At 37.2% G+C, this 24,204-nt stretch carries 17 protein-coding genes and 1 pseudogene; 9 read left to right on the top strand and 9 right to left on the bottom strand.

What is annotated here, in order from left to right; genetic code table 11:
- The first annotated feature begins 303 nt into the window (after positions 1-303).
- Positions 304-2,112, top strand: coding sequence for a sensor histidine kinase (locus H4O18_RS14050; RefSeq protein ID WP_187585643.1), 1,809 nt, complete (start codon positions 304-306; stop codon positions 2,110-2,112).
- Positions 2,105-2,530, top strand: a complete 426-nt coding sequence (locus H4O18_RS14045) for a response regulator (RefSeq protein WP_187585641.1) — start codon at positions 2,105-2,107, stop codon at positions 2,528-2,530. The genes H4O18_RS14050 and H4O18_RS14045 overlap by 8 nt, the downstream gene beginning before the upstream one ends.
- A gap of 810 nt (positions 2,531-3,340) precedes the next feature.
- Here H4O18_RS14045 and H4O18_RS14040 read toward each other — a convergent pair.
- Entirely contained in the window at positions 3,341-3,826 is a 486-nt protein-coding gene (locus H4O18_RS14040) for a response regulator (protein ID WP_246474285.1), read from the bottom strand.
- A 45-nt stretch (positions 3,827-3,871) separates the two neighbouring features.
- Between H4O18_RS14040 and H4O18_RS14035 the strand changes: the two genes are divergently transcribed.
- Both H4O18_RS14035 and H4O18_RS21990 read left to right on the top strand, forming a co-directional pair.
- Positions 3,872-4,303 (top strand): recombinase family protein, encoded by a 432-nt coding sequence (locus tag H4O18_RS14035; protein ID WP_187585639.1) that lies wholly within the window; start codon positions 3,872-3,874, stop codon positions 4,301-4,303.
- Positions 4,304-4,568: 265 nt separating this feature from the next.
- A pseudogene (locus H4O18_RS21990) lies at positions 4,569-4,730 on the top strand (DUF5777 family beta-barrel protein); the annotation flags it as partial.
- A gap of 11 nt (positions 4,731-4,741) precedes the next feature.
- On the opposite strand, the gene H4O18_RS14030 reads toward H4O18_RS21990, so the two are convergent.
- The 4 genes from H4O18_RS14030 to H4O18_RS14015 form a co-directional block, all read right to left on the bottom strand.
- Positions 4,742-5,128 (bottom strand): hypothetical protein, encoded by a 387-nt coding sequence (locus H4O18_RS14030; RefSeq protein ID WP_103441677.1) that lies wholly within the window; start codon positions 5,126-5,128, stop codon positions 4,742-4,744.
- A 428-nt stretch (positions 5,129-5,556) separates the two neighbouring features.
- Positions 5,557-6,645, bottom strand: a complete 1,089-nt coding sequence (locus H4O18_RS14025) for a PepSY-associated TM helix domain-containing protein (RefSeq protein WP_187585637.1) — start codon at positions 6,643-6,645, stop codon at positions 5,557-5,559.
- A 60-nt stretch (positions 6,646-6,705) separates the two neighbouring features.
- Positions 6,706-9,090: a TonB-dependent receptor gene (locus H4O18_RS14020; RefSeq protein ID WP_187585635.1), complete on the bottom strand. Its 2,385-nt coding sequence runs from the start codon at positions 9,088-9,090 to the stop codon at positions 6,706-6,708.
- Positions 9,091-9,623: 533 nt separating this feature from the next.
- Entirely contained in the window at positions 9,624-10,748 is a 1,125-nt protein-coding gene (locus H4O18_RS14015; protein WP_187585633.1) for a LytTR family transcriptional regulator, read from the bottom strand.
- Positions 10,749-10,880: 132 nt separating this feature from the next.
- On the opposite strand from H4O18_RS14015, the gene H4O18_RS14010 reads away from it, so the two are divergent.
- The 5 genes from H4O18_RS14010 (at position 10,881) to H4O18_RS13990 (ending at position 14,909) form a co-directional block, all read left to right on the top strand.
- Positions 10,881-12,470 carry a hypothetical protein gene (locus tag H4O18_RS14010; protein ID WP_187585631.1) on the top strand — a complete coding sequence of 530 codons (1,590 nt, stop codon included), beginning with the start codon at positions 10,881-10,883 and terminating at the stop codon, positions 12,468-12,470.
- Positions 12,471-12,610: 140 nt separating this feature from the next.
- Positions 12,611-12,964 (top strand): c-type cytochrome, encoded by a 354-nt coding sequence (locus H4O18_RS14005; RefSeq protein WP_187585629.1) that lies wholly within the window; start codon positions 12,611-12,613, stop codon positions 12,962-12,964.
- 11 nt (positions 12,965-12,975) lie between these two features.
- The gene (locus tag H4O18_RS14000; protein ID WP_187585627.1) at positions 12,976-13,398 is read left to right on the top strand and encodes an OB-fold protein; all 423 of its coding nucleotides are present in this window, start codon (positions 12,976-12,978) and stop codon (positions 13,396-13,398) included.
- 4 nt (positions 13,399-13,402) lie between these two features.
- The gene (locus tag H4O18_RS13995; RefSeq protein WP_187585625.1) at positions 13,403-13,948 is read left to right on the top strand and encodes a YceI family protein; all 546 of its coding nucleotides are present in this window, start codon (positions 13,403-13,405) and stop codon (positions 13,946-13,948) included.
- A gap of 76 nt (positions 13,949-14,024) precedes the next feature.
- Entirely contained in the window at positions 14,025-14,909 is an 885-nt protein-coding gene (locus tag H4O18_RS13990) for a DUF5777 family beta-barrel protein (protein ID WP_187585623.1), read from the top strand.
- Between the two features lie 121 nt (positions 14,910-15,030).
- On the opposite strand, the gene H4O18_RS13985 is transcribed toward H4O18_RS13990, so the two are convergent.
- From H4O18_RS13985 to H4O18_RS13970, 4 genes are all read right to left on the bottom strand, one after another.
- Complete coding sequence (locus H4O18_RS13985) at positions 15,031-15,417, bottom strand: hypothetical protein (protein ID WP_187585621.1); 387 nt, start codon at positions 15,415-15,417, stop codon at positions 15,031-15,033.
- 341 nt (positions 15,418-15,758) lie between these two features.
- Positions 15,759-16,847, bottom strand: a complete 1,089-nt coding sequence (locus tag H4O18_RS13980) for a PepSY-associated TM helix domain-containing protein (protein ID WP_187585619.1) — start codon at positions 16,845-16,847, stop codon at positions 15,759-15,761.
- Between the two features lie 60 nt (positions 16,848-16,907).
- The gene (locus tag H4O18_RS13975) at positions 16,908-19,292 is read right to left on the bottom strand and encodes a TonB-dependent receptor (RefSeq protein WP_187585617.1); all 2,385 of its coding nucleotides are present in this window, start codon (positions 19,290-19,292) and stop codon (positions 16,908-16,910) included.
- 1,676 nt (positions 19,293-20,968) lie between these two features.
- A complete protein-coding gene (locus H4O18_RS13970; RefSeq protein WP_222942418.1) occupies positions 20,969-24,118 on the bottom strand; it encodes a DUF5107 domain-containing protein in 3,150 nt (1,049 codons plus the stop codon).
- Positions 24,119-24,204 lie beyond the last annotated feature (86 nt).

The raw sequence follows: 24,204 nt of genomic DNA, 5'->3' as shown, positions 1-24,204 counted from the left end.
CTATAGATGGAAATTATAAAGACAAGTCAACTTTTACCCATAATGATTAAAAAAATAGGTGTTTTGAACAGTATTCAGTCTTTATTCCATTCAGAGCCTAGTCAAAATTAACCTTGGTTTTGCAGGTAATTCCTTTAAAATAATTAAAATTAAAAAATGATTTATGAGATTTAATTTTACTTATATTTGGTTTTCAGTTTATTATTAAGCTGGACCTTTAAAACTTTCCCCCCAAATAGATTTATTGCGTATTGAGCTGTGCTTCCTTTCTAGCGCATGCTTTAACTATTAATAGCTTTTAATTTGCTTAAACGATTACTTTTAAAATTTGTCAAATACTACCTCCCAGTACTTATACTGAGTGTTTTTGCAGTTTTATGGATTTATCAAAAGGAGCACAACAATTTAACGTCCTTACAGCAAAAAGAACTTTCCAATAAGAAGCAACTGATCGTTGAACTTTTAAAACCCATGATAGCCAACCTCTATTATTGGGAACAATACCATTTTGATGAAAAGGACTTTGATCCGGAAACTAATGCCCATTTGGATAAAGAAATAGGTGATTTTTTAATTGGAATGGACAGTTACAGTCAATTTAGGCTCATTAACTTGGACGGAAAGGAAGTGTTTAGGCTAAATCGTAAAGAGAACGGGCAAATAGTCAAAAGTATTGAGCTCCAAGACAAGGCCGATCGTGATTATTATCAGGTGACCAGAAATCTAAGCAAAAATCAAATCTATTTGTCCCCATTAAATTTAAATCAAGAAAATGGCGTACTGGAAGTGCCATATACACCCATGATCCGTGGGGTAGCCCCCATATGGGATGGTTCAGGCAATAAATTGGGCATAGTTGTTATAAATTTTAGTGCAGTAAAACTCCTCGATTTGCTGAAAAAAGACAACCAATACCCGTTTATGTTGTTGGACCACCAAGGTAATTATTTGGTAAGTAAAGACGGGACCAAAGAGTTTGCACATTTAATTCCCGATGGCCGGAATATCACATTTAAGGAGGATCGCCCACAGGTATGGGATTCCCTGAATACCGAAGAATCCAAAACCTTGTTTCATAACGGAGATTTGTGGGTAAAAACCGGATTGGATTTTCCTAATGAACTTTCCCAGACACCCTTGTTTCAACACAAGTTTGCGGACATTAAAACCAACAATAAATGGGTGCTGTTAAAACATATAGATTCCCAGCTTTTAAATGTAGGAATTAAAAGGGAAATCTTCTCAGTATTGCTGATCAATGCATTGGTAATATTGGCCATTTTTTGCATGTCCTTTCTTGAAACAAAAACTGAAAATTCCGAAAGGGAATATTTTAAGGCGCTGGAATTGATGAACAACGAGCTGGAGATTAAAAGCTCGGAATTGGAAAATAAAAACAAGGCCTTGGCAATCATTCAGCATAAGCTGGAGGTGCGCAATGCCCAACTATTGGAGTATAACAATATTGTTGCCCACAATTTAAGAGCTCCCACAACGAGTGTTTCTGCCTTGGTGTCCATGCTAACGGAATCTAAAAATTACGAAGAGGCAAAAAGTTATTTTCCCAAATTGCATAAGGTAACCAATGCTATAAACACTTTAGTGGACGATCTTTTGGTGTATGTTAGGATACTTAATGATGACGATCAGATTAGATTGGAAAATATAGCTCTGGAACCGCTAATAATGGCCACCCTGGATCTATATGTGGAAACCTTGGACAAAGAAACCATTGAGGTGAAGACGGATCTTAGTGGATGGAAAGAAATAAAATTTTCAAAAATCTACTTGCAGAGTGTTACTCAGAACCTAATATCGAATGCCATAAAATATAGGGATCCGAACAAAAAGTCTGTTATTCATATCCGAACCTTATTGGAAAACAATAGGAAAGTATTGGTATTTGAGGACAATGGCATTGGGGTGGACCTGAACCGTTACGGCAGTGACATTTTTAAGCTATACAAAAGATTTCATCGTGGACTTTCCGGAAAAGGGATGGGTTTGTTTTTGGTGAAAACACAACTGGAATCGTTGAATGCGAGCATTGAAGTAACCAGTGAATTGGGTATAGGAACTACGTTTAAAATAATATTTGACAACTATGAATGAATTACATTTTTTTCTAATCGATGACGATGAGATTTTTCAGTTTATTATGAAGAATACAATTGCAGAAGTCAACCCGGATATAAAAATTCAATTTTTTTCTGATGGTGAAAAGGGCATCGATTTCTTAAAACAGAATCTGGGAGCTGCAAATAATCTTCCGGACATTATCTTATTGGATGTAAACATGCCTTTTATGGACGGATGGGAGTTTCTCAGTGAGTACAAGTCGTTCCAAACCGATATAAAGAAGGATATCAATATTTATCTTCTTACCTCGTCCAATAACCCTCAAGATATAGCCAAGGCACATGAAATTAGTACTCTTTCGGGTTATTTGGTTAAGCCGATATCGAAAGATGGAATCAAAAACCTAATTAGTCATTTTCCAACAAACGAGTGGTATCAAAACCAATTTTAGGTTTTAATACATTATTCTCGTTTGTGTGGATTTTGGTTGCATTCCAGGTGATAGGCATTGCCGGAAGTTCAATGGCCAAATAATCTATGAGTTGTTTTTTAATTGTTTTGTATTGTGGAACGGGTTATTGCTTTTTAGTTCAACTAGCTTCTGAAATTATATTATAATCCCAAAAAAGGTTCATTTTACGAAACTTTCTAGTATCGGCGAAAAAATGGACCTTTTGAACGCTTCCTAGTTAGAATTTTTATAAATGTAAAATTCAATTGGTGTATTTGTAATTAAGTTTTAAATCTTCTCATATTTACAGCGAATAAATTTACCACCAAAAATAGAATCGACAATTTGTTGTATAATAGATGTCAACTTAGTCTCGCAATTCGTGTCAAGATATTGTATAGAAAAATTCATTTTCTAATTGTAGGGATATAGTTTGTAACTGCGGAAGCGGTCTTAAACATGTCTGCGAATCCTTTACATAATGAAGAAGATGTGCCGTATTTAATATTCCTCGATTCGGTCATTCACTGTATGGACGGTTGGGAATTTCTCGATAAGCTAAAGACTGGTAGTAATATTTTACAAAAAACTAACATTTATCCTCTAATTCGTATGACCGGGCCAGTGCTAAGGAGCATGCGATGATAAAAGGGCATTTAGACAAACCACTTTCCAGAAGTATTGTGGAGAAGTTTCTGTATTCAAGAAAGTAGTAAACGAATAGTTTTTTGGGAACCGTACATTTTAGAATTGCAAAATAGCGTAAACTGTCATTAGAATTAGGAATAAATAATCTGTTTCATTATTCGGTTACTCAACATAGTTTGGAGATTCACACTTTTGCCAATACTCAACTATTGTCTTCATTGTACTTTTTAAACCTTGAAAACTCGAAGGCTTGACAAAAAACCCTTGAATAGATTTTGAGTATGCGTCAACAACCGCTTCTTGTTCAGCACTTGTTGTAAAAAATAAGTAGGGAATAGTTTTTAATCGTATATTCTCGTTTTCATGAATTTGCTTTCTTAGCTCCATGCCATTTAGCTTTGGCATATTGATGTCAGAAATAACAACGAAAGGCTCTACGGTTTTTCCGGTCAAATAGGTAAGTGCTTCTTGTCCGTCATTAAAAAACACAATTTCATTTTTATAATTAAGTTCTTTAAACACTTCACTGAACATCTCTTGGTCATCAGTGTCATCTTCAACGATAACAATTGCTCCGTTCTTATTCATTTTATTTTGTTTAAAATTTAATGTACAAATGTAATGTTTATTTTTTGCAGGGAGTTTCATTGAGTTTAGTAGTTTGTCCATGCATGACGACCAATCTGTTTGTATATGTTGAAAAATAACGGATGCGAAATAATCTATTCGGATATAGCGAGTGGTACTCGGGACGATAGAAAGGGTTTGAATGAAATGCTGAAGTATATGAGAAAAGGGGATACTATCTTGACCTATAAAAATGATAGGGTATTTCGTTCCCTAAAAAACAAGGTACAACTTATCGACCGGTTCAATGAATCTGGAGTGCATTTTAAAAGTCTTAGCGAACCCGAATTTAATACTAATTCTGCCAACGGTAAATGTTTACTTCAAATTTTTGCTGCTGTTGCAGAATTCGAGCGTAATCTTATAAGTGAGAGAACAAAAGTCGGCTTGAACAATGCCCGTAAACGTAATAAGCTTTTGGGTAGGCCTACTGTCTCTTACCTTATTGTGTTTTTTGTTTTCCTATATTGCCTTTATGAAGCGCGAAATACGATCTAGGAGATAGTGGGTTGCATGCTTATGGGAGGTGTACTATAAAGATAAATATTCTTTTTGTGGTACTGGGGGTTGCTTTTGCATAGCTGATCCCAGCTGTCTTGGATTGGTTATGGCTTATCGTTAAATTAGGATAACACGGATTGTCAGCAAAATATAAAACCCTGCGAACGTAAATTCACAGGGTTCATTTGTTGTACTCGAGGTGGGATTATTGTAAAGCTGTTCCGAACCATATTTATAAGAATTATAAAAGACTGGATTTGGAGTAAATATTGAAACCGTGGGCCATATTTTCCAGCTTATACTAACCAATTCTGTTTCCATGATAGAAAAGGGTTTTGTAGCGGAGACTGGAGGTGATTTTTTTAAGGGTGATATTCATTTCGGATTTAATATATCTCGGGCATTTCAGATAAATAAAACTTAGTCATATTTGTTTCACGCACAGGATACAGTTACTGAATGCGTGTGTCCGTCTCCTGAGGTAGAATCTACAGATATTGAACTGTTACTTTTTAATGAATTAAAATTTGCCGCAGTCAGGGTTACTTCATGATTATGACCTGAACTTCCCTGAATAGAATAAATTTTCTGTGCGCCAGCCTGTATATCGGCTGTTGATACAGTTAAACTGTGTCCGTGATTAGTGGCAATAGTACTTTTGGTTCCGTTAGCCAAACAGTTACCTTGTGGGTCTGGGTCTGGGTTTGGATCGGGATTCGTATCCGAATCATTGTCCGAACTAGAACAGCCGATCAGCGAATAAGCGGGTAAAGCAATAAGCATGGCCCCCATTGTTTTTTGAATAAAAGCTTTTCTGTCCATCTTTTCAAATTTCTATATAAGATACAAAAAATTAGCCAATTGAAAGGTTGTTATTGACTGAAATTAGGCTACTTAGGGACATGGATTTGTTATAGATAATATATTATTTAAATAATATGATCTTGACCTCCAAAATCCTTTAGATTAGCTTAATTGGATATATAAGCTAATCTAAAGGTATTCTATGGACTATCCATAACTTTACTGCGCAAGGATCCTATGGGATTTCTTTAGCGTTCAGATAGATAAGCGTTATGAAGAAAACCCAACGGGCGCAACTAAATGGATAATAGGTGTAACTAATTCAAATTAAATCAATGAGTTATCTGATAATATTGATCTAGTCATTTTATCGTTTTGTAATTATTGATTAGGTTGTGAGTACAAAATGTCTTCGGGTTTTAAAGGACTAAATAATTAATAATAATTTAATCACGAGGTGTCTTCAATCGCCTTTTTGTTTTTAAGAGATATAACTTGAGACCAGTTATAAACAGAGTTATTGGAATTAGACCAGAAATAAAAACCAGGATCCTACCCCATAAACCCGCAATTTCACCTATATGAACAGGATAGAATTGGGCAACGATCCGATTACTATTGGAATCTGTTTGAAAATCCGTCAGGCTAGTAATAGTTCCTTTTGGATCAATTTTCAATTCCTTGGTTTTTCTTGGCCCTTCCATTAGGAACCTATCCTGAATATATCTAAAATGATATCCGTCCTGGATATTTTTGGGAAGGATGACAGCACGAAGGTCGTATTCCTTGTCCGGATTACGCAAGTAATCTTGATAGGGTTTGGCGCTACTAATGGTCTGCTCTTCTAGGTCCAACTTGGTTTTATTGGAATCATCGAATATGCTAAGTACCGTTTTGTAGTAAGTACTATATGTAAAATAGGCACCGGTAAAAGCTATGACCATATGAGGGATAAAAAAGCTCGCTCCCAAAACCTTATGAAGGTCATAATTCAATTTCTTTTTCTTAGCTTTCCATTTTATTTTGAATCCCTTGGTAAAATTAGTACTATAGGTTTTCCACCACAAATAGGCACCAGAACTTAACAATAATAGAAAAAATAATATGGTACTGCCTCCAGTAATATATTTTCCAATTTTCGGAATCCCTAAGGTGCGGTGAAAGTTCAATAAATTTTCAAAAAATTCAATGGAACTTGATTTTTTACCCAAAAAAAAGCCAGAAATGGGATGATAATATTGGGTCTCACCATTCTTGTAGACAAGGGAAATAGTCTGTTGCTCCCGATAGGGCAGGTTTATTTTGGCTAGACTATCCCCGTGTTGTTCCATTAGATTGTAGGCCGTTGTGTACAGTCTAGTATCGGGTAAAGGGTTATTTTGCCCGATTGTCAATAGCTCGGGATTGAGTAAAGTTGTTATTTCGGGCTGCCAAATATATAGCGAACCGGTCAACCCGGAGATCGACGCGATCAGGCCACATGTTAGACCCAGCCAAAGATGTAAATTCCTGATAAGCCTGTTAAAAATAATCAAAGAAGATATTGTTTAAAATAGGCCCCATGTTTGAGAATAGTCAAACACGGGGTCCATGGTTTAAAAATTGTACCTGAGTCCTAGTTTTGCATTGGCTCCTTCCCCTGCTCCTGTAAAGGTTTTTAAAGGTGCGGCCCATTGCGATCTAGCAGGTAGATAGTATTCGTTCAATATATTGTTGACCCCTAAGGAAAGCGATAGGTTCGATTTTAATTGATATGCCATAGAAAGATTCAGTAAAGTATACCCACTCACAGGGAACTGTGTATGTCTATAGGCCCAAGTATCGTTGGCATCGATAAAGGGGTCAAATCGGTTTCTGTCACCTAGATGGGTCATTCTAAGCGATGTGTTTAATTTTTCTGTGGGCTGCCAGTTAATATATGTAGTCCATTTTGGAGCGGCTATAACATCACCTCCCAAGTAGGTCAAGTTATTTTCGTCACCCACACTATGTGTCAGCCCCTCTACGTAAGAATATGAGGTTCCTATTTGCCATTTTTTGTCCCAACTAAAATAATCCACGGATATCTCACCTCCATAAATTCGTTGTGGTTGTTTTGAGGGTACAAAAGAATTGATCTCATCCACAAATATAACGCCTGTGCCCAGATTGGAAGTACTGTAATAGCCCACTGCCTCCAGCTGAAAGTTATTGAATCTGGATATGAATCCAAATTCATAATTATTGGTGACCGCGGGTTCCAGCTGGATATCATTAATGTTCTCGGCTACGGCAGACCTTAGTATTGAGCCTAGATCAGCGATTGAAAATCCTTGGGAATAGCTTATGTAAGGGGTAAATTCTTGGTGCTCTATATACCGAACCCCTAAGTTAAAGGCCAGATTGTTGAAATTAAGTTTTCCTCCTTCCACAGCTACGGATGGACTGAAATTGCCATCGCTTTTAGCGGAATAGGGAAGGGTATTGTAATCTACGATATCCATATTCATATGGTCATATCGCAAACCTGCTTTAAGAACCCATTGGTTGTTAAGTTTTATGGTAGATTGCGCGTAGGGTGCCCAGTTGATCAATTCAATATTTGGCACCCACAATCTCCCATCCAAAAGCCCTTGATTTGTTTTGTCCTTTAAAAGGTCTACCCCATAGGTCAAGGATATATTTGTTGGGCCATATGAACCAAAACTGGTATTGAAGTTGGGTCTGATACCATATTTTTTGGCATTTATTACGGATTGTCCGCCATTTTCAAATTTGTCGGAATAGAAAAATACGTTCTCAGTGTTTTGATAATAAAGGTCCGTTTCAAAATTGGTAGTTCCCTGGAATATATTGTTGAGACTATATTTTAATTGTCCATTTACCAAGGTCGTCCCAGTAGGTTCTTCCCCGACAATGGTCCCCTTTACGCCGTAACCTGGAACAAGGGAATAATCCCCATCCTCATTAAAGACTTCTACCTCTGCCGCTACCGGAATGAAGGGGCTATCTTGAGCGGAATGGTAAATATTACCGCTAAGGGTAAGTTTTTGCCGATCTGATAATAAATATTCCAATTTTCCAAAGCTGCTATAGATGTCGGTGTTGTCAAACCCGTATGTTGGGAGTACGGGAATTCCATCGGCATCGTATTTGTTGCCGGTTTGTTCCAAACTACCGCTGATGTAATAGCTGAATCTATTTAGGTTGCCCTTGAGGGACTGATGTATGCCCCAGCCCAAGGCGTCATTGGTTTTGACTAAATTGGTTGATCCCCAGATATTGGTAGTGCCCTCAATTTTTTTCTCGGAAGTAGGATTTTTGGTAATATAGTTGATAAAACCACCATTGCCCCCATTACCGAAGATGGATGTGGCCCCTTTAATTACCTCTACACGGCTTATGTCATTAGGGTTTACGGATTTTACTCCCAATTGCCCATTTCTTAAAGGGGTAGATTGCGGAATGCCGTCGACCATGACCAATAGCGAACGCCCTCTTAGGGTTTGCCCCCAATTGGAAAAGGTACCTGTAGAAATGGCAAGTCCTGGAACAGTGAATTCCAGTATTTCGCTTATATTGGAGGTAGATTGTGTAAACTCTTCCAATTTAGCTAGTCCTACAACAGTTACTGAAGCAGGAATTTCCGAAAGATATTCGGAATGCCTACTAGCAGAAACCACGACTTCATCCAAATTGTTTAAATCTTCTTTTAAAACCACATCATAGGTCAAGGAAGCCTCTGGTCCAATGGTGATTTTTTTAGTTTGCAATTGGTATCCCAACATTCTCAGGATAATTGTCCATGATCCTTCCTTGATGTCCGAAATTTCGTATTCACCATTAAGGTCGGTCATGGTGCCTTTCTTCAATTCCTCAATATATACGGTGGCACCGGTAAGAGGTTGATTGGATTGATCAGTAATCTTACCTTTAATACTGGTTTGTGAGAATGCGTTAGAAGAGAGAAATAGGGCTACGGCCCAGGTCATGATTTTCATTCTATTCTTATTTAGATTAATTTAAAATAAGAGCAAATATAGAATCCAAATGAACAGTGACAAAGTAATTTTAATTTTTATTTTTCAAGTGAGGTTTTATTGTTGAAAGGGGAATTATTGCAGAAAGTTAAAAATGTATTATAATTTGAGGTATTTGTGGTGCGTAATTATTTATATGATACTATGTTAATTGGTATGAATTGACTCTTCGTTAAAATGTAGTTTTAGTACTGGTACCAGTCAATGGTTTCGGAAAGTTATCTGAGTCAGGCGCTATACAGGAAATTATGTTGGATTTAAATCAAAAAAAAACCGGGATGTGTATCCCGGCTTTTACTAAGTACTCGAGGTGGGAGTATCAAAAAACAGGTCTAATGCCATATTCTAGGGCATTCCCATTAATACGGTTTGGAGTGCGACCGAATTGCTTACCTTTAACAAAAGTTTAATATTTTTTGTTGTTTAGAGAAATAATATGAGTGGAAAATAATGACAAATCCTTTTCTGTAGGTTGTATTTTATCTTAATTGGAGTTAGTAATTAAGCCATTTTTTGAATTCAGCAACTTTGTTCTTGCTTATAACTATAGTTTTACTTGATGCTGGATTTAATTTAATCTTTAACTGGTTGTTGCCATATCTAAAGATTTCATAAATACCTTTGACTGAAATAATAAATTGTCTATTTGCCCTAAAGAAATATGAAGGGTCCAAGTTATTGATCAGTTCATCCAAGCTGGAAGTACTTGAATGTTTTTGACCATCCAAGCATGTAATTGTGGTCAATGAATTTTCAGTATTAATAAACGCAATTTCATCTACTCTAACCGAAATAAGTTTGTCTTTAGAATAGGTTAACAAACGATTCTTTATTCTGCCATCATCCTCCCCTTCGATATTTTTATCGTTTTTTTCATCTGTTTTGTTCAATTGATTTTTTAGATGGTACAGATCTGAATTCAATTTTGATAAGTTTAACACTTCTTCTGCCAATTTCTCATTTTTCAGCTCCAAAGATTTTTCGTAATAACTGCCTAAAAAACGAACCATTAGCAGGGCTAGAAGCGAAATTACAGAACTAGAAAGTAAATAAATTAGCAAAAAATTTAATCTTAGACCTCTTAGTTGTTCCTCAATTTTATCTAGATTGGTATGTGCAGCCATTATCCAATCAGAATTCTTTACGGGATATAGATAAATTATTTGTGAATTAGCATTTCCAATGGAAGTGTCAGTTTTTCGATTATTCTGTTTCTTATTACTGATAAGATCGTAAAATTCACTAGGATCTATTTCACTGTCCAAAGCTCTAGTATAAGATACATCTGGGTTATTTTTTTCACCGATTTTTTGCGGATCTGGATGGCAAATTTCCACACCTGACCAGTCCAACATACAGACAAACCCGGTTTCTAGTTGGGTTCCTTCTATATTTTTTTGGAAGTTATTAATTACTGTTTGTCGATCTATTCCATTATCCAATTGTGTAGATACCAGTCCAGCCAATTCCTTTGCTTCTCGTTTACTGGATTCTATCTGTATTAAAAGAATTTGGCTAGTACTTTCATTAAGCATATACCTCATGGCAAAATAACCTATAACGAACACTATAATTGAAATAGCAAGTAATGTAAATAAATATAGATTGTCTTTTTTCAAAAGAAGGGCGAACTTTTAAAGTTAATTTTTCCGTTTCAAACTCATTATTTTCCTCTTCACATAATTTTATTTGAAATTGAGGAATGTGGAGGGTAATTTACTTCTCAAATTAATCTTAACACATCACAAATTATGAAAAAAATACATTCCTTATGGTTCATCCTAAGCATAATGTGTATTGGATGTAGTAAAAATGATGATGGAGACCCCGATCCAATAGAACCAGAACCAATTGCCAATACGGTAAAATTGGCCACTAATGCTTCATTCGGCAAAATATTGACAGATTCCGATGGCGCAACCCTTTACTTTTTTTCCAAAGATACCAAAGCAACCTCGGAATGTTCAGGCGGATGCTTAGGAGTTTGGCCGATATTCTATACAGAAAAAATAACTGTAGATGTTGGTTTGGAATTGTCAGACTTTGCAACCATTACTCGTGTTGACGGGTCCAAGCAAACAACGTATAAAGGATGGCCGCTTTACTATTATTCAGAGGATGGTACTGTGGGAGACACTAAAGGTGACTCATTTAACAATATATGGTTCGTTGCCAAACCTGATTATTCTCTCATGTACGTACAGTCACAATTGGTTGGGCATGATGGAAAAAATTATCTGGATGATTATTCGGAAGGTGATGGGAATACTTTTTACCTTACAGATATTGAAGGGAGAACATTATATATTTTTATAAACGATACCAAAGACACTAATAGTTTCACAAATAACGATTTTTCGAATGATGCGGTTTGGCCCGTAGCAGAAATTTCGATGGAGAATGTTCCCAGTATTTTGGAAAGGACCGATTTCGGATCAATCGACGTATATGGAAAAACTCAGATTACTTATAAAGGATGGCCATTATATTACTTTGGTCAGGATACTGAACGTGGAGACAATAAGGGAATTAGTTTTCCTGCCCCTGGAATTTGGCCAATCGCCAATACTGATACTCCATTGGCTCCAGAACCACAACCAGTTGAAAATTCGATTAAATTGGCAGATAATGCCACTTTTGGTAAAATATTGACCGATTCCAATGGAGCCACACTTTATTTCTTTTCTAGGGATACTCAAGACACTTCAGTTTGTCTAGGTGGTTGTTTGGATGTATGGCCTATCTTTTATGCGGAAGATCTAACATTGGATGCTGGATTGGAAGAGATGGACTTTGCTACCATTGATCGCACGGACGGTTCAAAACAGACTACTTACAAAGGTTGGCCATTATATTACTACTCCAGTGATACTGCAGCTGGAGACACTAATGGAGATGCTTTCAATAATGTCTGGTATGTGGCAAAACCTGACTATTCCCTGATGTATGCCCGTGCTCAATTGATCGGGCATGACGGAAAAAATTATTTGGAGGATTATTCGGAAGGGGAGGGGCTTACATCATACTTAACCGACGACAATGGCAATACCCTATATATTTTTATAAACGATACTAAGGATATGAATAGTTATACAAATCCTGATTTTTCGAACAATTCGGTCTGGCCAATTGCGGAAATAGATTTGGAAAGTATCCCAAGTATTTTGGATGTAGGAGACTTTGGGTCAATTGAAGTATATGGAAGAACGCAGATCACTTATAAAGGTTGGCCTTTGTATTACTTTGGGCAGGACAGTTTACGTGGTGATAATAAAGGTGTAAGTTTTCCTGCTGCGGGTGTATGGCCTATCGCAAACGTAAATACAAGCTTAGCTCAATAATATAAGCTAATTGTCTGTGGGAGATGGTTGTATCGTCGATAATTACTAACAATAGGATTGGATGATAAGTACTCGGTACAATCATGACCAACACTTGTCTAACTGTAGGCAGGTCAATTAAAAAAACCTAATTTAAACAGATGAAAAAATTACTATCCATAAGAATTATTCTTTTCTTGGCAGTTGCACAAGCATCTTGCGAATACAATTATGAGGAAGAAACCGTGGATGGGGGGGTAAATAATTGTGATATAGAAGTTTCATATAAAGATTATATAAGGCCGTTGATCAATAACAATTGTATGCCCTGTCACAATGGTGACGGAAGTGAACCTTTTGCCCCTGATTTAAGAACGTTCAATGGTGTAAAGGGCATAGCAGAGCTTGTTAAAGAGGTGACTTTGAGCAGAAGAATGCCGAAGAGCGGCAGTCTTACGAATGAGCAAATAGCGTCCATAGGTTGCTGGGTAGACCAAGGTGCATTGAACAATTAAAGTTGAGATTAATGTCAGGTAAAAAATTTAATATAATCCTTAGTTTATTCATTCTGGTCATTATAGGTTTGGTTGTTTCTTTTTTATATTATAATAAACCCCATACCAATATTGAAAAATCGGAATACGATTATAGTTTAAAGGCTGAACAACTTATTAAGGAATATAAGGAACAAGGAATAGAGGCCGAAAAGAAATATGCTGAGCGCATTATCCAAGTTAAAGGGGAAATAAAAAACATTTCTACCCATAAAGGCAATAGTGTAATAACACTTATGGCATCTGATTCGGAATCAAGTGTAATCTGCCATATGTTGCCCGAGGAAAATGCAAAAGTTTTAAAACTGAAGAACGGCCAAGAGATTAATGTGAAGGGCAAGTGTACAGGATTTTTACTGGATGTTATTATGGTTAGATGTATCTTAGTTGAGTAAGAATATGAAGGAAATTTATATAATAATTATCAATTTATTGCTGCTAAATTGTGTGTCCGCCCAAGGAAAATTCCTTACTAAAGATGGTTATGTTTCATTTTTTTCCCATTCCGTTGTGGAAGATATAAAAGCAGATAATAATCAGGTCCTAAGTATTGTGGATAGTGAAACCGGCGAAATCGCGATTCAGCTTCTCATGCGATCATTTATGTTTAAAAAGGCATTGATGCAGGAGCATTTTAATGAGAATTATGTGGAATCATATAAGTATCCTAAAGCAACTTTTTCTGGAAAAATAATGAGATTTGATGAGTTGGAAGAGTTAGAAGGTGAAACGCAAATTGTGGGAACACTTACTGTTCATGGTCGTGACAAGGAAATTAGCGCAAGGGTCAATGTCGAAATTAATAAAAATGAGATTATACTGATCGGGGACTTTTATGTGGAAGTTGCAGACTTCGATATAAAAATTCCGGCAATTGTGGCAAATAACATTGCTAAAACCATTAAAGTTAATTTTGAACTTCGACATAAACCATATAAGATGTGATTAAAATCAATCTTAAAATTGAATTGAATTAGTTGCGAATTACATTTCGCCAATAACAAAACATAAATTTGAAAAGATGAAAAAAGCCTTATCATATATATTAATTATGCTTTGTGCCTATAATGGCGTTGCCCAGGATTTGGGGGATATTCTTGACCAACAAACATCGGATACGACTCTTTTGGTTGCAAGTACTTTTAATGGTACAAGGTTGTTGAATGGTCATTCTGTAGAAACCAGAAAGGAAGGTGTACTGGAATTTTTGATATCCCATCGTTTCGGTCGTATTAACTCCGGGTTCGAGCAGTTATTTGGATTGGATGACTCTAATATAAGGTTTGGTCTTGAATATGCAATTAACGACAGGCTAACTATGGCATTTGGAAGGAGTTCTTTTGAAAAAACATTTGATGTCTATGGGAAATATAGATTATTACAGCAAAAAACCGGACAAAACCCATTTCCTTTTGGTCTAACAGTTTTTGGAAGTGCCACACAAAAAACTATAAAAGATTATGAACCAGACGATAAACCTTCTTTTAGTGATCGATTGACTTATACAGGACAGCTATTGATAGCGCGAAAATTCAGCCCCAGCCTTTCTGTTCAATTGGCCCCAACTTTTGTTCATTTCAATACTGTTCCAGAATCTGTTGATCCCAATGATATTATCTCAATTGGCATAGGGACGCGTGTAAAGATTAGTAAAAGGGTTTCTCTCAACGGCGAATACTTTTACAATGTAAATCCATTTGAGTCTGTTAATGTTAAAAATTCACTGGCATTTGGTGTAGATATTGAAACAGGGGGCCATATTTTCCAACTTATTCTAACCAATTCAGTTTCTATGATAGAAAAGGGCTTTCTTGCAGAGACTGGAGGAGATTTTTTTAAGGGTGATATTCATTTTGGATTTAATATATCCCGAGCATTTCAGATAAAAAAAACGGATAGGCCTTAAATAGATTAAAAATTATTTAGGTTGCCAAAATCTCCAGACTTTGCGCTAAATATTTATGAATGCAATAGCCCTTTCATCACAAGGGCTATTATTTGTCTAACATAACTTCGTAATATGTGCCTTACGCACATGATACAGATACTGAATGTGTGTGTCCGTCTCCAGAAGTAGAGTCAACTGTTATTGAACTATTACTTTTTAATGAGTTAAAATTCGCAGCAGTGATCGTTACTTCATGATTATGACCTGAGCTTCCTTGAATAGAATAGATCTTCTGTGCACCGGCCTGTACATCAGCAGTTGATACAGTTAGGCTATGCCCGTGATTAGCGGCAATTGTACTTTTGGTTCCGTTAGCCAAACAGTTACCTTGTGGATCCGGATTAGGATTAGGGTCAGGATTAGTATCCGAATCATTATCAGAGCTAGAACAGCCGATCAGTGAATAGGCAGGCAAAGCAATAAGCATGGCCCCCATTGATTTTTGAATAAAAGCTTTTCTGTCCATCTTTTTATTTTCTATATAAGATACAAAAAATTAGCCAATTGAATGGTTGTTAATGACTGAAATTAGGCTACTTAGGGAGATGGATTTGTTATAGATAATATATTTATGAAAAAATATGACCTCGACCTCCCAAATCTTACCATAACTTAACTGCGCATGGATCCTGTGGGATTTCTTTAGCGTTCAGATAGATAAGCGTTTTGAAGAAATCCCATAGGGCGCGACTAAATTGGTAATAGGGGTAACTAATTCAATGATTTATCTGATAATATTGTTCTAGTAATTTTATCGTGCGTAAAAAATGTGTTGGGATTTTAAAGGACTAGATGATTAATAATAATTTAATCCCGAGGTGCCTTCAATCGCCTTTTTGTTTTTAAGAGATACAACTTTAGACCAGTTATAAAGAGAGTTATTGGAATTAGACCAGCGATGAATACCAGGATCCTTCCCCATAACCCTCCAATTTCCCCTATATGAACGGGATAGAATTGTGCTGCAATGCGGTTCCTGTTGGGATCTGTTTGAAAATCCGTCAGACTAGTAATAGATCCTTTTTGATCAATTTTCAGTTCCTTGGTTTTTCTTAGCCCTTCCATTAGGAATCTATCCTGAATATATCTAAAGTGATATCCTTCCTGTTTGTTTTTGGGAAGAATGACAGTGCGTAGGTCATAGTCTTTATCAGGATTTAGTAGATATTCTTTATGGCTGATTGGGCTTCCAATTTTAAGTTCGTTTTGCACTGACTTCGGTTGTGCTGAATCATCAAATATGCTTAGTGCCGTTTTATAATACGTATTATAGGTAAAGTAAGTGCCGGTAAAAGCTATGGCCATGAGAGGGATAAAAAAACTTGCACCTAATACTTTGTGAATGTCGTAATTTAATTTTCTTTTCTTAGCTGTCCATTTTATATTGAATCCCTTGATTAAATTAGTCCTATAGGTTTTCCACCACAAATAGGCACCAGAACTTAACAATAATAGGAAAAATAAAAGAGTGCTGCTTCCAGTAATATATTTTCCAATTTTCGGAATCCCCAAGGTTCTGTGAAAGTTCAATAAATTTTCAAAAAATTTAATGGAACTCGATTTTATGCCCAAAAGTGAGCCAGAAATGGGATGATAATAATAGGTCTCGCCATTGGTGTATTCCAGGGAAATAGTCTTTTGCTCCCGATAGGGCAAGTTTATTTTGGATAGACTATCCTTATGTTGTTCTACTAAGTTGTAAGCCGTCTTGTAGAGACTATTTTCATCAAAAGGTTTAATAGGCTCAATGGTCAATAACTCTGGGTTGAGCAGTGCGCTTAGTTCAGGTTGCCAAATATATAGCGAACCTGTCAACCCGGAGATAGAAGCTATTAGGCCACATGACAGACCCAGCCAAAGATGTAAATTCCTTATAAACCTGTTAAAATTGATCAAAGAAGCTATTGTTTAAAATAGGCCCCATGTTTGATGATAGCCAAACAAGGGGCCTATGGTTTAAAAATTGTACCTAAGTCCCAGTTTTGCGTTGGCTCCTTCTCCCACCCCTGTAAAGGTTTTTAAAGGGGCGGCCCACTGAGATCGGGCAGGTAGGTAGTATTCGTTCAATATATTGTTGACCCCTAATGAAAGGGATAAGTTCGATTTTAATTGATAGGCCATAGAAAGGTTCAGTAAAGTATAACCACTCACAGGGAATTGTGTATGTCTATAGGCCCAAGTATCGTTAGTATCGATAAAGGGATCGAATCGGTTTCTATCGCCCAGATTGGTCATTCTAAGCGATGTGTTTAATTTTTCTGTGGGATGCCAGTTAATATATGTGGTCCATTTTGGGGCGGCTATGACATCACCACCCAAATAAGTCAGGTTGTTTTCGTCATCTACACCATGGGTCAACCCTTCTACGTAAGAATATGACGTTCCTATTTGCCATTTCTTGTTCCAACTAAAATAATCCAAGGATACTTCGCCACCATAAATTCGTTGTGGTTGTTTTGAGGGCACAAATGAATTGATCTCATCCACAAATACAACACCTGTGCCCAAGTTCGAAGTACTGTAATAGCCGACGGCCTCTAGTTGAAAGTTATTGAACTTGGATATAAAGCCAAATTCATAGTTATTGGTTACCGCTGGTTCCAACTGTATGTCATTTATGTTATCGGCCACCGCAGACCGCAGTATAGAGCCTAGGTCGGCAATGGAAAATCCTTGGGAATAACTTATATAAGGTGTAAATTTCTGATGCTGTATATACCGGGCTCCTAAGTTGAAGGCCAGATTGTTGAATTTAAGTTGACCACCTTCCACAGCTACGGATGGACTGAAATTGCCGTCGCTTTTAGCTGAATAGGGAAGGGTGTTGTAATCTACAATGTCCATATTCATATCATCATATCTCAAACCAGCCTTAAAAACCCATTGGTTCTTAAGTTTTATAGTAGATTGCGCGTAGGGCGCCCAACTCATCAAATCGATATTTGGAACCCATAACCTTCCATCCAAAAGCCCTTGATTGGTTTTGTCCTTTAAAAAATCCACCCCGTAGGTCAAAGTTATATTTGTTGGTCCATATGAACCAAAACTGGTATTAAAGTTGGGTCTGATGCCATATTTTTTGGCATTTATTACGGATTGTCCGCCGTTTTCGAATTTATCGGAATAGAAAAATACATTCTCAGTGTCTTGGTAATATAGATCTGTTTCAAAATTGGTAGTTCCCTGGAATATATTGTTGAGACTATATTTTAATTGTCCGTTGACCAAGGTCGTCCCAGTAGGTTCTTCGCCAACAATGGTCCCCTTTACGCCATAACCAGGAACAAGCGTATAATCCCCATTCTCATTAAAGACTTCTACCTCCGCCGCTACCGGAATGAAGGGGCTATCTTGAGCGGAATGGTAGATATTACCACTTAGGGTCAGTTTTTGTTGATCCGTTAGTAAATATTCTAATTTTGCAAATGTGCTATAAATATCGGTGTTATCAAATCCATAAGTAGGGAGAACGGGAACTCCATCTGCATCGTATTTATTACCTGTCTGTTCCATACTTCCGCTGATGTAGTAACTGAATCTATTCAAGTTGCCCTTTAGGGACTGATGTATGCCCCAGCCCAATGCGTCATTGGTTTTAGCTAAATTGGTTGTCCCCCATAGATTGGTAGTACCTTCAATTTTTTCATTGGAAGTTGGATTTTTGGTGATATAATTGATAAAACCACCATTACCCCCATTACCGAAGATTGATGTGGCCCCTTTGATTACTTCTACACGGCTAATATCATTGGGATTTACGGATTTTATTCCCAGTTGTCCATTTCTTAATGGGGTGGATTGGGGAATGCCATCGACCATAACCAATAGTGAACGCCCTCTGAGGGTTTGCCCCCAATTCGAAAAGGTACCTGTAGAGGCGGCAAGACCCGGGACGGTAAATTCCAGTATTTCACTGATGTTGGAGGTAGATTGAGTAAACTCTTCCAATTTGGCTAGACCTACAACGGTAACGGAAGCAGGAATTTCAGACAGATATTCGGAATGCCTGCTCGCAGAAACCACTACTTCATCCAAATCGTTCAGATCTTCTTGTAAAACTACATCATAATTCAAGGAAGAATTCGTCTCTATCGTGATTTTTTTAGTTTGAGTTTGGTATCCAAGCATTCTCATGATAACCGTCCATGATCCTTCCTCAATGTCTCCAACTTCATAATCACCATTTAAGTCGGTCATGTTGCCCTTGTTCAATTCGGAAATATAAACGGTTGCACCTATAAGTGGTTGATTGGCTTCATCTGTAATTTTGCCTTTGATGCTTGCTTGCGGGAACGCGTAAAAAGAGAGTAATAAGGCTACGGCCCAGGTTATAATTTTCATTCTATTCTTATTTAGATTAATTTAAAACAAGGAGCAAATATAGAACCCAAATTAACAACGTCAAATTATTTTTAAATTTTATTTGTCTGAAGGGAGTTATAAAATTTTATGTGTGTGAAATTGTTTTAATTACAACCGAAATGTTAAAAGTCGGAATTACGGCACAGCTATGGCATTCTAAATTTATGCTGGTTTAATGGATCTAATACTGATAACATTTTTATTAGGTATTAAAAGCCTACTTTGTAATCTGCGACCGAAATAAAGCGTTCGCCCTATATCAGATACATAGTTCAATTGTTCATGGTTACTGCTGACAAATATTAATAATTCTGTTAGTTCCTTTAATCACGCTATTGAATAATAATGAGTGGTATTTTGTTAAAGCAGGATATTGAATTGGGATTTTTAATGTAAAAATTTGCATTAATAGGGGAGGTTCGGGTTGATTTACATTAAAAATAGTACAGTGTCGCTAATTAATATTTCAATTTGGCGTTAAAAATAAGGCATAATAAACCGTAACACCGCCTTGGCGTGTTACCCTCTTGCTTTACATTTTTCACTCAACTACGTTCGTTTCAAAACGTAAACATCCAAAAGGAACACCTACATTTCATAAAAGATCACAAACTAAAACTATCATATTATTCCATTGCCCTTCCCTCCTAAATTTTTTACTTTTTCGATACACTTCTCCCAACCGATATAGACTTAAAGAGGGTTTAAAAAGTAACGAGGAACAAGCCCGGTTATGCAATCCGATTATTAAGAAATCACACAAATTAGGTATCGGAAATGGAAAGTATAAGATTAAACTTCCCCATTGTACAAAGACAATTATTACGAATAACCTAACTTACCATTTGATGTCTTTTGATTGATTTTGACAAGAGCACTAACCACATAACCAAATCCAGAACAAGCAATGGGACAAGTGTTGGACAAGTTGTATACCCACACCATCCCAAAACGAGGACAAGCAATGGACAAGTAGTGGTACCATATATAAACTATATAAAACATTAATAAACAAAATAAAACTTATATAAATGGTTGGGCATTTTTTTTAAAAACGCCCACTGCCCCAATATTGAATTTTCATTTAAATCTTATATATATACATAGCCTTTTTTGGGATTTTAAGCATGATTTTAACGCTTTTCACCAGTGGTTAATAGTAGAGTTCATTTAGCTCCTAATTAAGTCGCCAAATGGCCTTAAAATACGTAATTAACTGACTGTCAGTGCGTTAATAGCATTTGTTGACATTTGCCTTCATTTGGTATGATATTAAATTTTTATAAAAAATAGGCAGTTGAAAAAAAAAACTGTTGAAAAACTGAAGCGGACTTAAGCCGTTTTCTTTTTCAAAAACGGCTTGTGTCCAAGACTTTTTTACGATGCGCTTTGGTCGAAATGTAATGGAGGGCAATGGGCGGAGATTCGCATTAAGCCCCTAATAAAATAAATTGACAATTTTCATGCACTAAACATTGAACTCTTATAATGTTAACAATAATTAGCTTAATGTCGACTGGGAGTAAAACTGCCCCCATAAATCATTCTTTTCTAGACTAATTTAATTTTGAAACAAATGGGCCTGGACAATATTCTCTACTGATAAGAAATTGTTCAATAACAAGTTTTAAATTTCATTTTAAATAAATATCTATCTACCTCTTATTGTTCCCTACATTAGTTAAAGTTTCAAGTACCTCCGAAACAAGCTTAAACTCCTCATCTACAAATTTGGTATCATAGGCATGTACCTTTTCATTCGAACTTAGTATAGCGTTCTTTACAGCTTCGTGATCACCATCCTTGTATCGGGCAACTGCCCATTCCAAATATTTGTTATCCCCAAGTTCTTTGGATATCTTTTGTAATAATTGTTGGATTTCATCTTTCCTTTTATACTTCTCAAGTACTATTAACTGGTAGTACAATTTTGAGCTTTCATTTAGGTAATCCGGAGTTTGATGTGACATAATCCTTTCAAAATACTTTTCAGCCTCTTCCGGCTCTCCTTTCTTCTTATAGGCCAGGGCCAAAAGATAATTATCCAGTCGCTCGTCCACATCGTAATGTTTCCCGACCCCCAGGTTTTTAGGCCATAATTTAGCTTTCTTAGCGTAAAGAATAGCCTCATCGTAGTCATTGGCCATCAAAGCCTGCATTGCTAAGCGCACACAGGTCTCATGGTAGACCGTCCTCCCCTCCGTCGCCCCTTCAAAAGGCAGTACATTAAAGTTTTCAAGAAAATGAAGGGCCGCCTTATACTCCTTTAATTCTAAAAGAATTTTTGCATAACGCATTCCCAATACCGCCTTCTCGGGATATATGGACAAGGCCTTTTTTGTCAGTTTTTTAGCGTCCTTCCATTGATCTGCTTCCATGTAACGTTCTATCCATGCAAGCTGCACCCGCCAATTTTCCTTTTCTAAATCAACTGCACGTTCTAGGGCTTCAAGTCTAGTAGACGCACTATCAGTGTACAATTTGATCTTTGCCAAATAAAAAGGAACATAATCTGGTTCATTGCCACATTCCATAAGCAGTTTCTTGGCCACTTCTATATTCCCCTTGCTCCATTGCTGTAATGCCAGGTAATACTTTAATTTCCAATGACTGTCTTTCTTTAAGAAGCTCCTTAATACCTTACCGGTCTCAGTTCTATGGGGAAATACCAAATCCGCATCCATAGCTAGCACCTCTTCCAATAGGTTTTGCTGATCTTCGCTGGCCAAATGGGCAATGAACAAGGCTACAATTGGATGTTGGGGCGACATTTTAAGTATTTGTAATGCATCCTTATGTGCCCCATAGGACATATATTGCAATGCTGCCTCTAAATAGGATTCATATGGCAGTTCGTTGGTGATCTTTGCCTGAACTTCTTTCTTGGTCAAAGCTCCCAAAAAGTAATTTTCGAAAGCATGGAATAAATTGGTGGCATCGTTCTCATAGATCTTGGCCAGTACTCTTCTCCCACCTTCTTCATTGTCCATTTTCCGGAACAATATGGCCCGAAGTTCCAATGCGGAAATGGTATTGGCATTATAGGTTAACGCCTTTTGCGTATATTCCAGCGCTTTGGCATGTTGCCCTTCTTTCAATAAAAGTTTTGCCAATTCTGTATAGGAGGCCGTTCTCAATGCTACTGATTGTGTGGCGATGGAAAATCCGCTTTTGGCATCTGCATGGTTGCCCAAAGATATATTGGCAAGTCCGTATAGGTAATTCGCCAAACCGTCATAGGTATCTACTGCCAAGGCCTTTTTGGAGAATTCCAATGCCATTGGCCAATCTTCCGATCGGTAGTAACTCAATCCCAATCTGCTCAAGGTAGGGACATGGGTAGCTTCTTTTTCATAGCTTTTCAAATAAGTTTCATGGGCTTCGGCATACCTCCGTTGTTTTTCCAGTTCCAATCCCTTTACATACAGTCCATAGGCAGATTCCCAATCGAATGCTGTTTCCGATTTATACGGACGATCTAGAAGAGCCAAAGCTTCATCGGAATTGTAGGTCAATAGATTATTTCCCAGAACCACTTGGATTTCCTGATCCTCTTCAATGGTCAAGGTCTCTGAATAAAGGTCTAGCGTGCTTAGCTGCAGATCCCTTTTAAAATGCGCTTTAGCTCCTGTACGGACTTCCATATAAGTGTCCAAGGGCTGAAGGGCACTTAAGCGAATTTCAACACTTGTTCCCTTTCTCATCACATTAAGCACCCCATATTCAGAGGCTGCCACCATCCCTTTGATCCCTTTAAGGGGAAACCATAGTTCCTTGGCTATATCCACATCATAGGGCATAAATTCGCTATGCTTGAATGGTGTAAAGGTGCTGCTGTTGGCGGCTTGGTTAAAGAGTTTTCCGGACTGATATTCTATATATTGTCCATTGGAATCGGTCAGCAGGTCTTCCCATATCATCCCTTGATCGGACAATCCCCATATCCAAATCTTCTTACCGGGCTTCTCCTCATAATTGGCATAATGCCCGAACCCAAAATCATCTTCGTGCCAGTAACCACCAAAATAGTCCGCATAATTATCTATTATATGGTACGACTTGTAGATTCCAAAATCGTTGTTTTCATATTTTGAAATATCCCTGCCAGAATCTAGGGGCCAATCCCCCAATTCTCCTCCATGACCTATCCTTTTGTTACCGGGGTAGATAAACTCCAGATTACCATCTGCTTTGGCCGCGGCATTCATCCAATGGTAATACGTTACCGGAACCTCGCTGGTGTTTGCCCATGTGGCGGTGGTTTCAAAATAGGCCCTGTCCGGGTGCAGTTTTATTTCCACGTTCCATTTGGTCCTGGAGGGCAGGTCCAGTGCACCGACCACACAGGATACACTTCCATCAGGATATTCCTTTAACGCGTAATCCACGGGGGTGGCACAGGTGGGGATATGTCCGATATCCCCAAAATTGTATTCCAATCCACCAGAGGTCCATGCTCCACGCATAGCTACATCCCTGAATTTTACTACCTCGTTAAAATACATGAATTCCTTTCCAGTGGATTTTTCTATGGCTCCCCATATCTTCCCCCCTACTTCCGGGGATACATAGACTTTGATATGGTCATTCTCCAACACCACCATTTTCCAATCACGATACTCCCCTTGGTCCGTATAACCGTCAAAACGAAAATAGGGATAGATACGGTTAATATTGGCCACAGGATCGGGGTCTCCAAACATATAGGTTTTCATGTTCAAATTTTCTTCCCGAACAGTTGCTTTTTGGGAATATAAGGCCTGCATTATAAAAAGTATAAAAAAAAGTAAATTCAAAAATTTCATGTTATTGTGATAGTTAACTCCTTATAAATGTCAATTTATGTAGCGCTATTACACGCTCTTTGTGACTTTGTTATTTCACTTACATT

The sequence above is a fragment of the Arenibacter arenosicollis genome, assembly GCF_014397245.1.
Lineage (GTDB): Bacteria > Bacteroidota > Bacteroidia > Flavobacteriales > Flavobacteriaceae > Arenibacter > Arenibacter arenosicollis.
The sequence above is the reverse complement of the archived record's forward strand: the minus strand, read 5'-3'. Positions and strand labels throughout refer to the sequence as shown.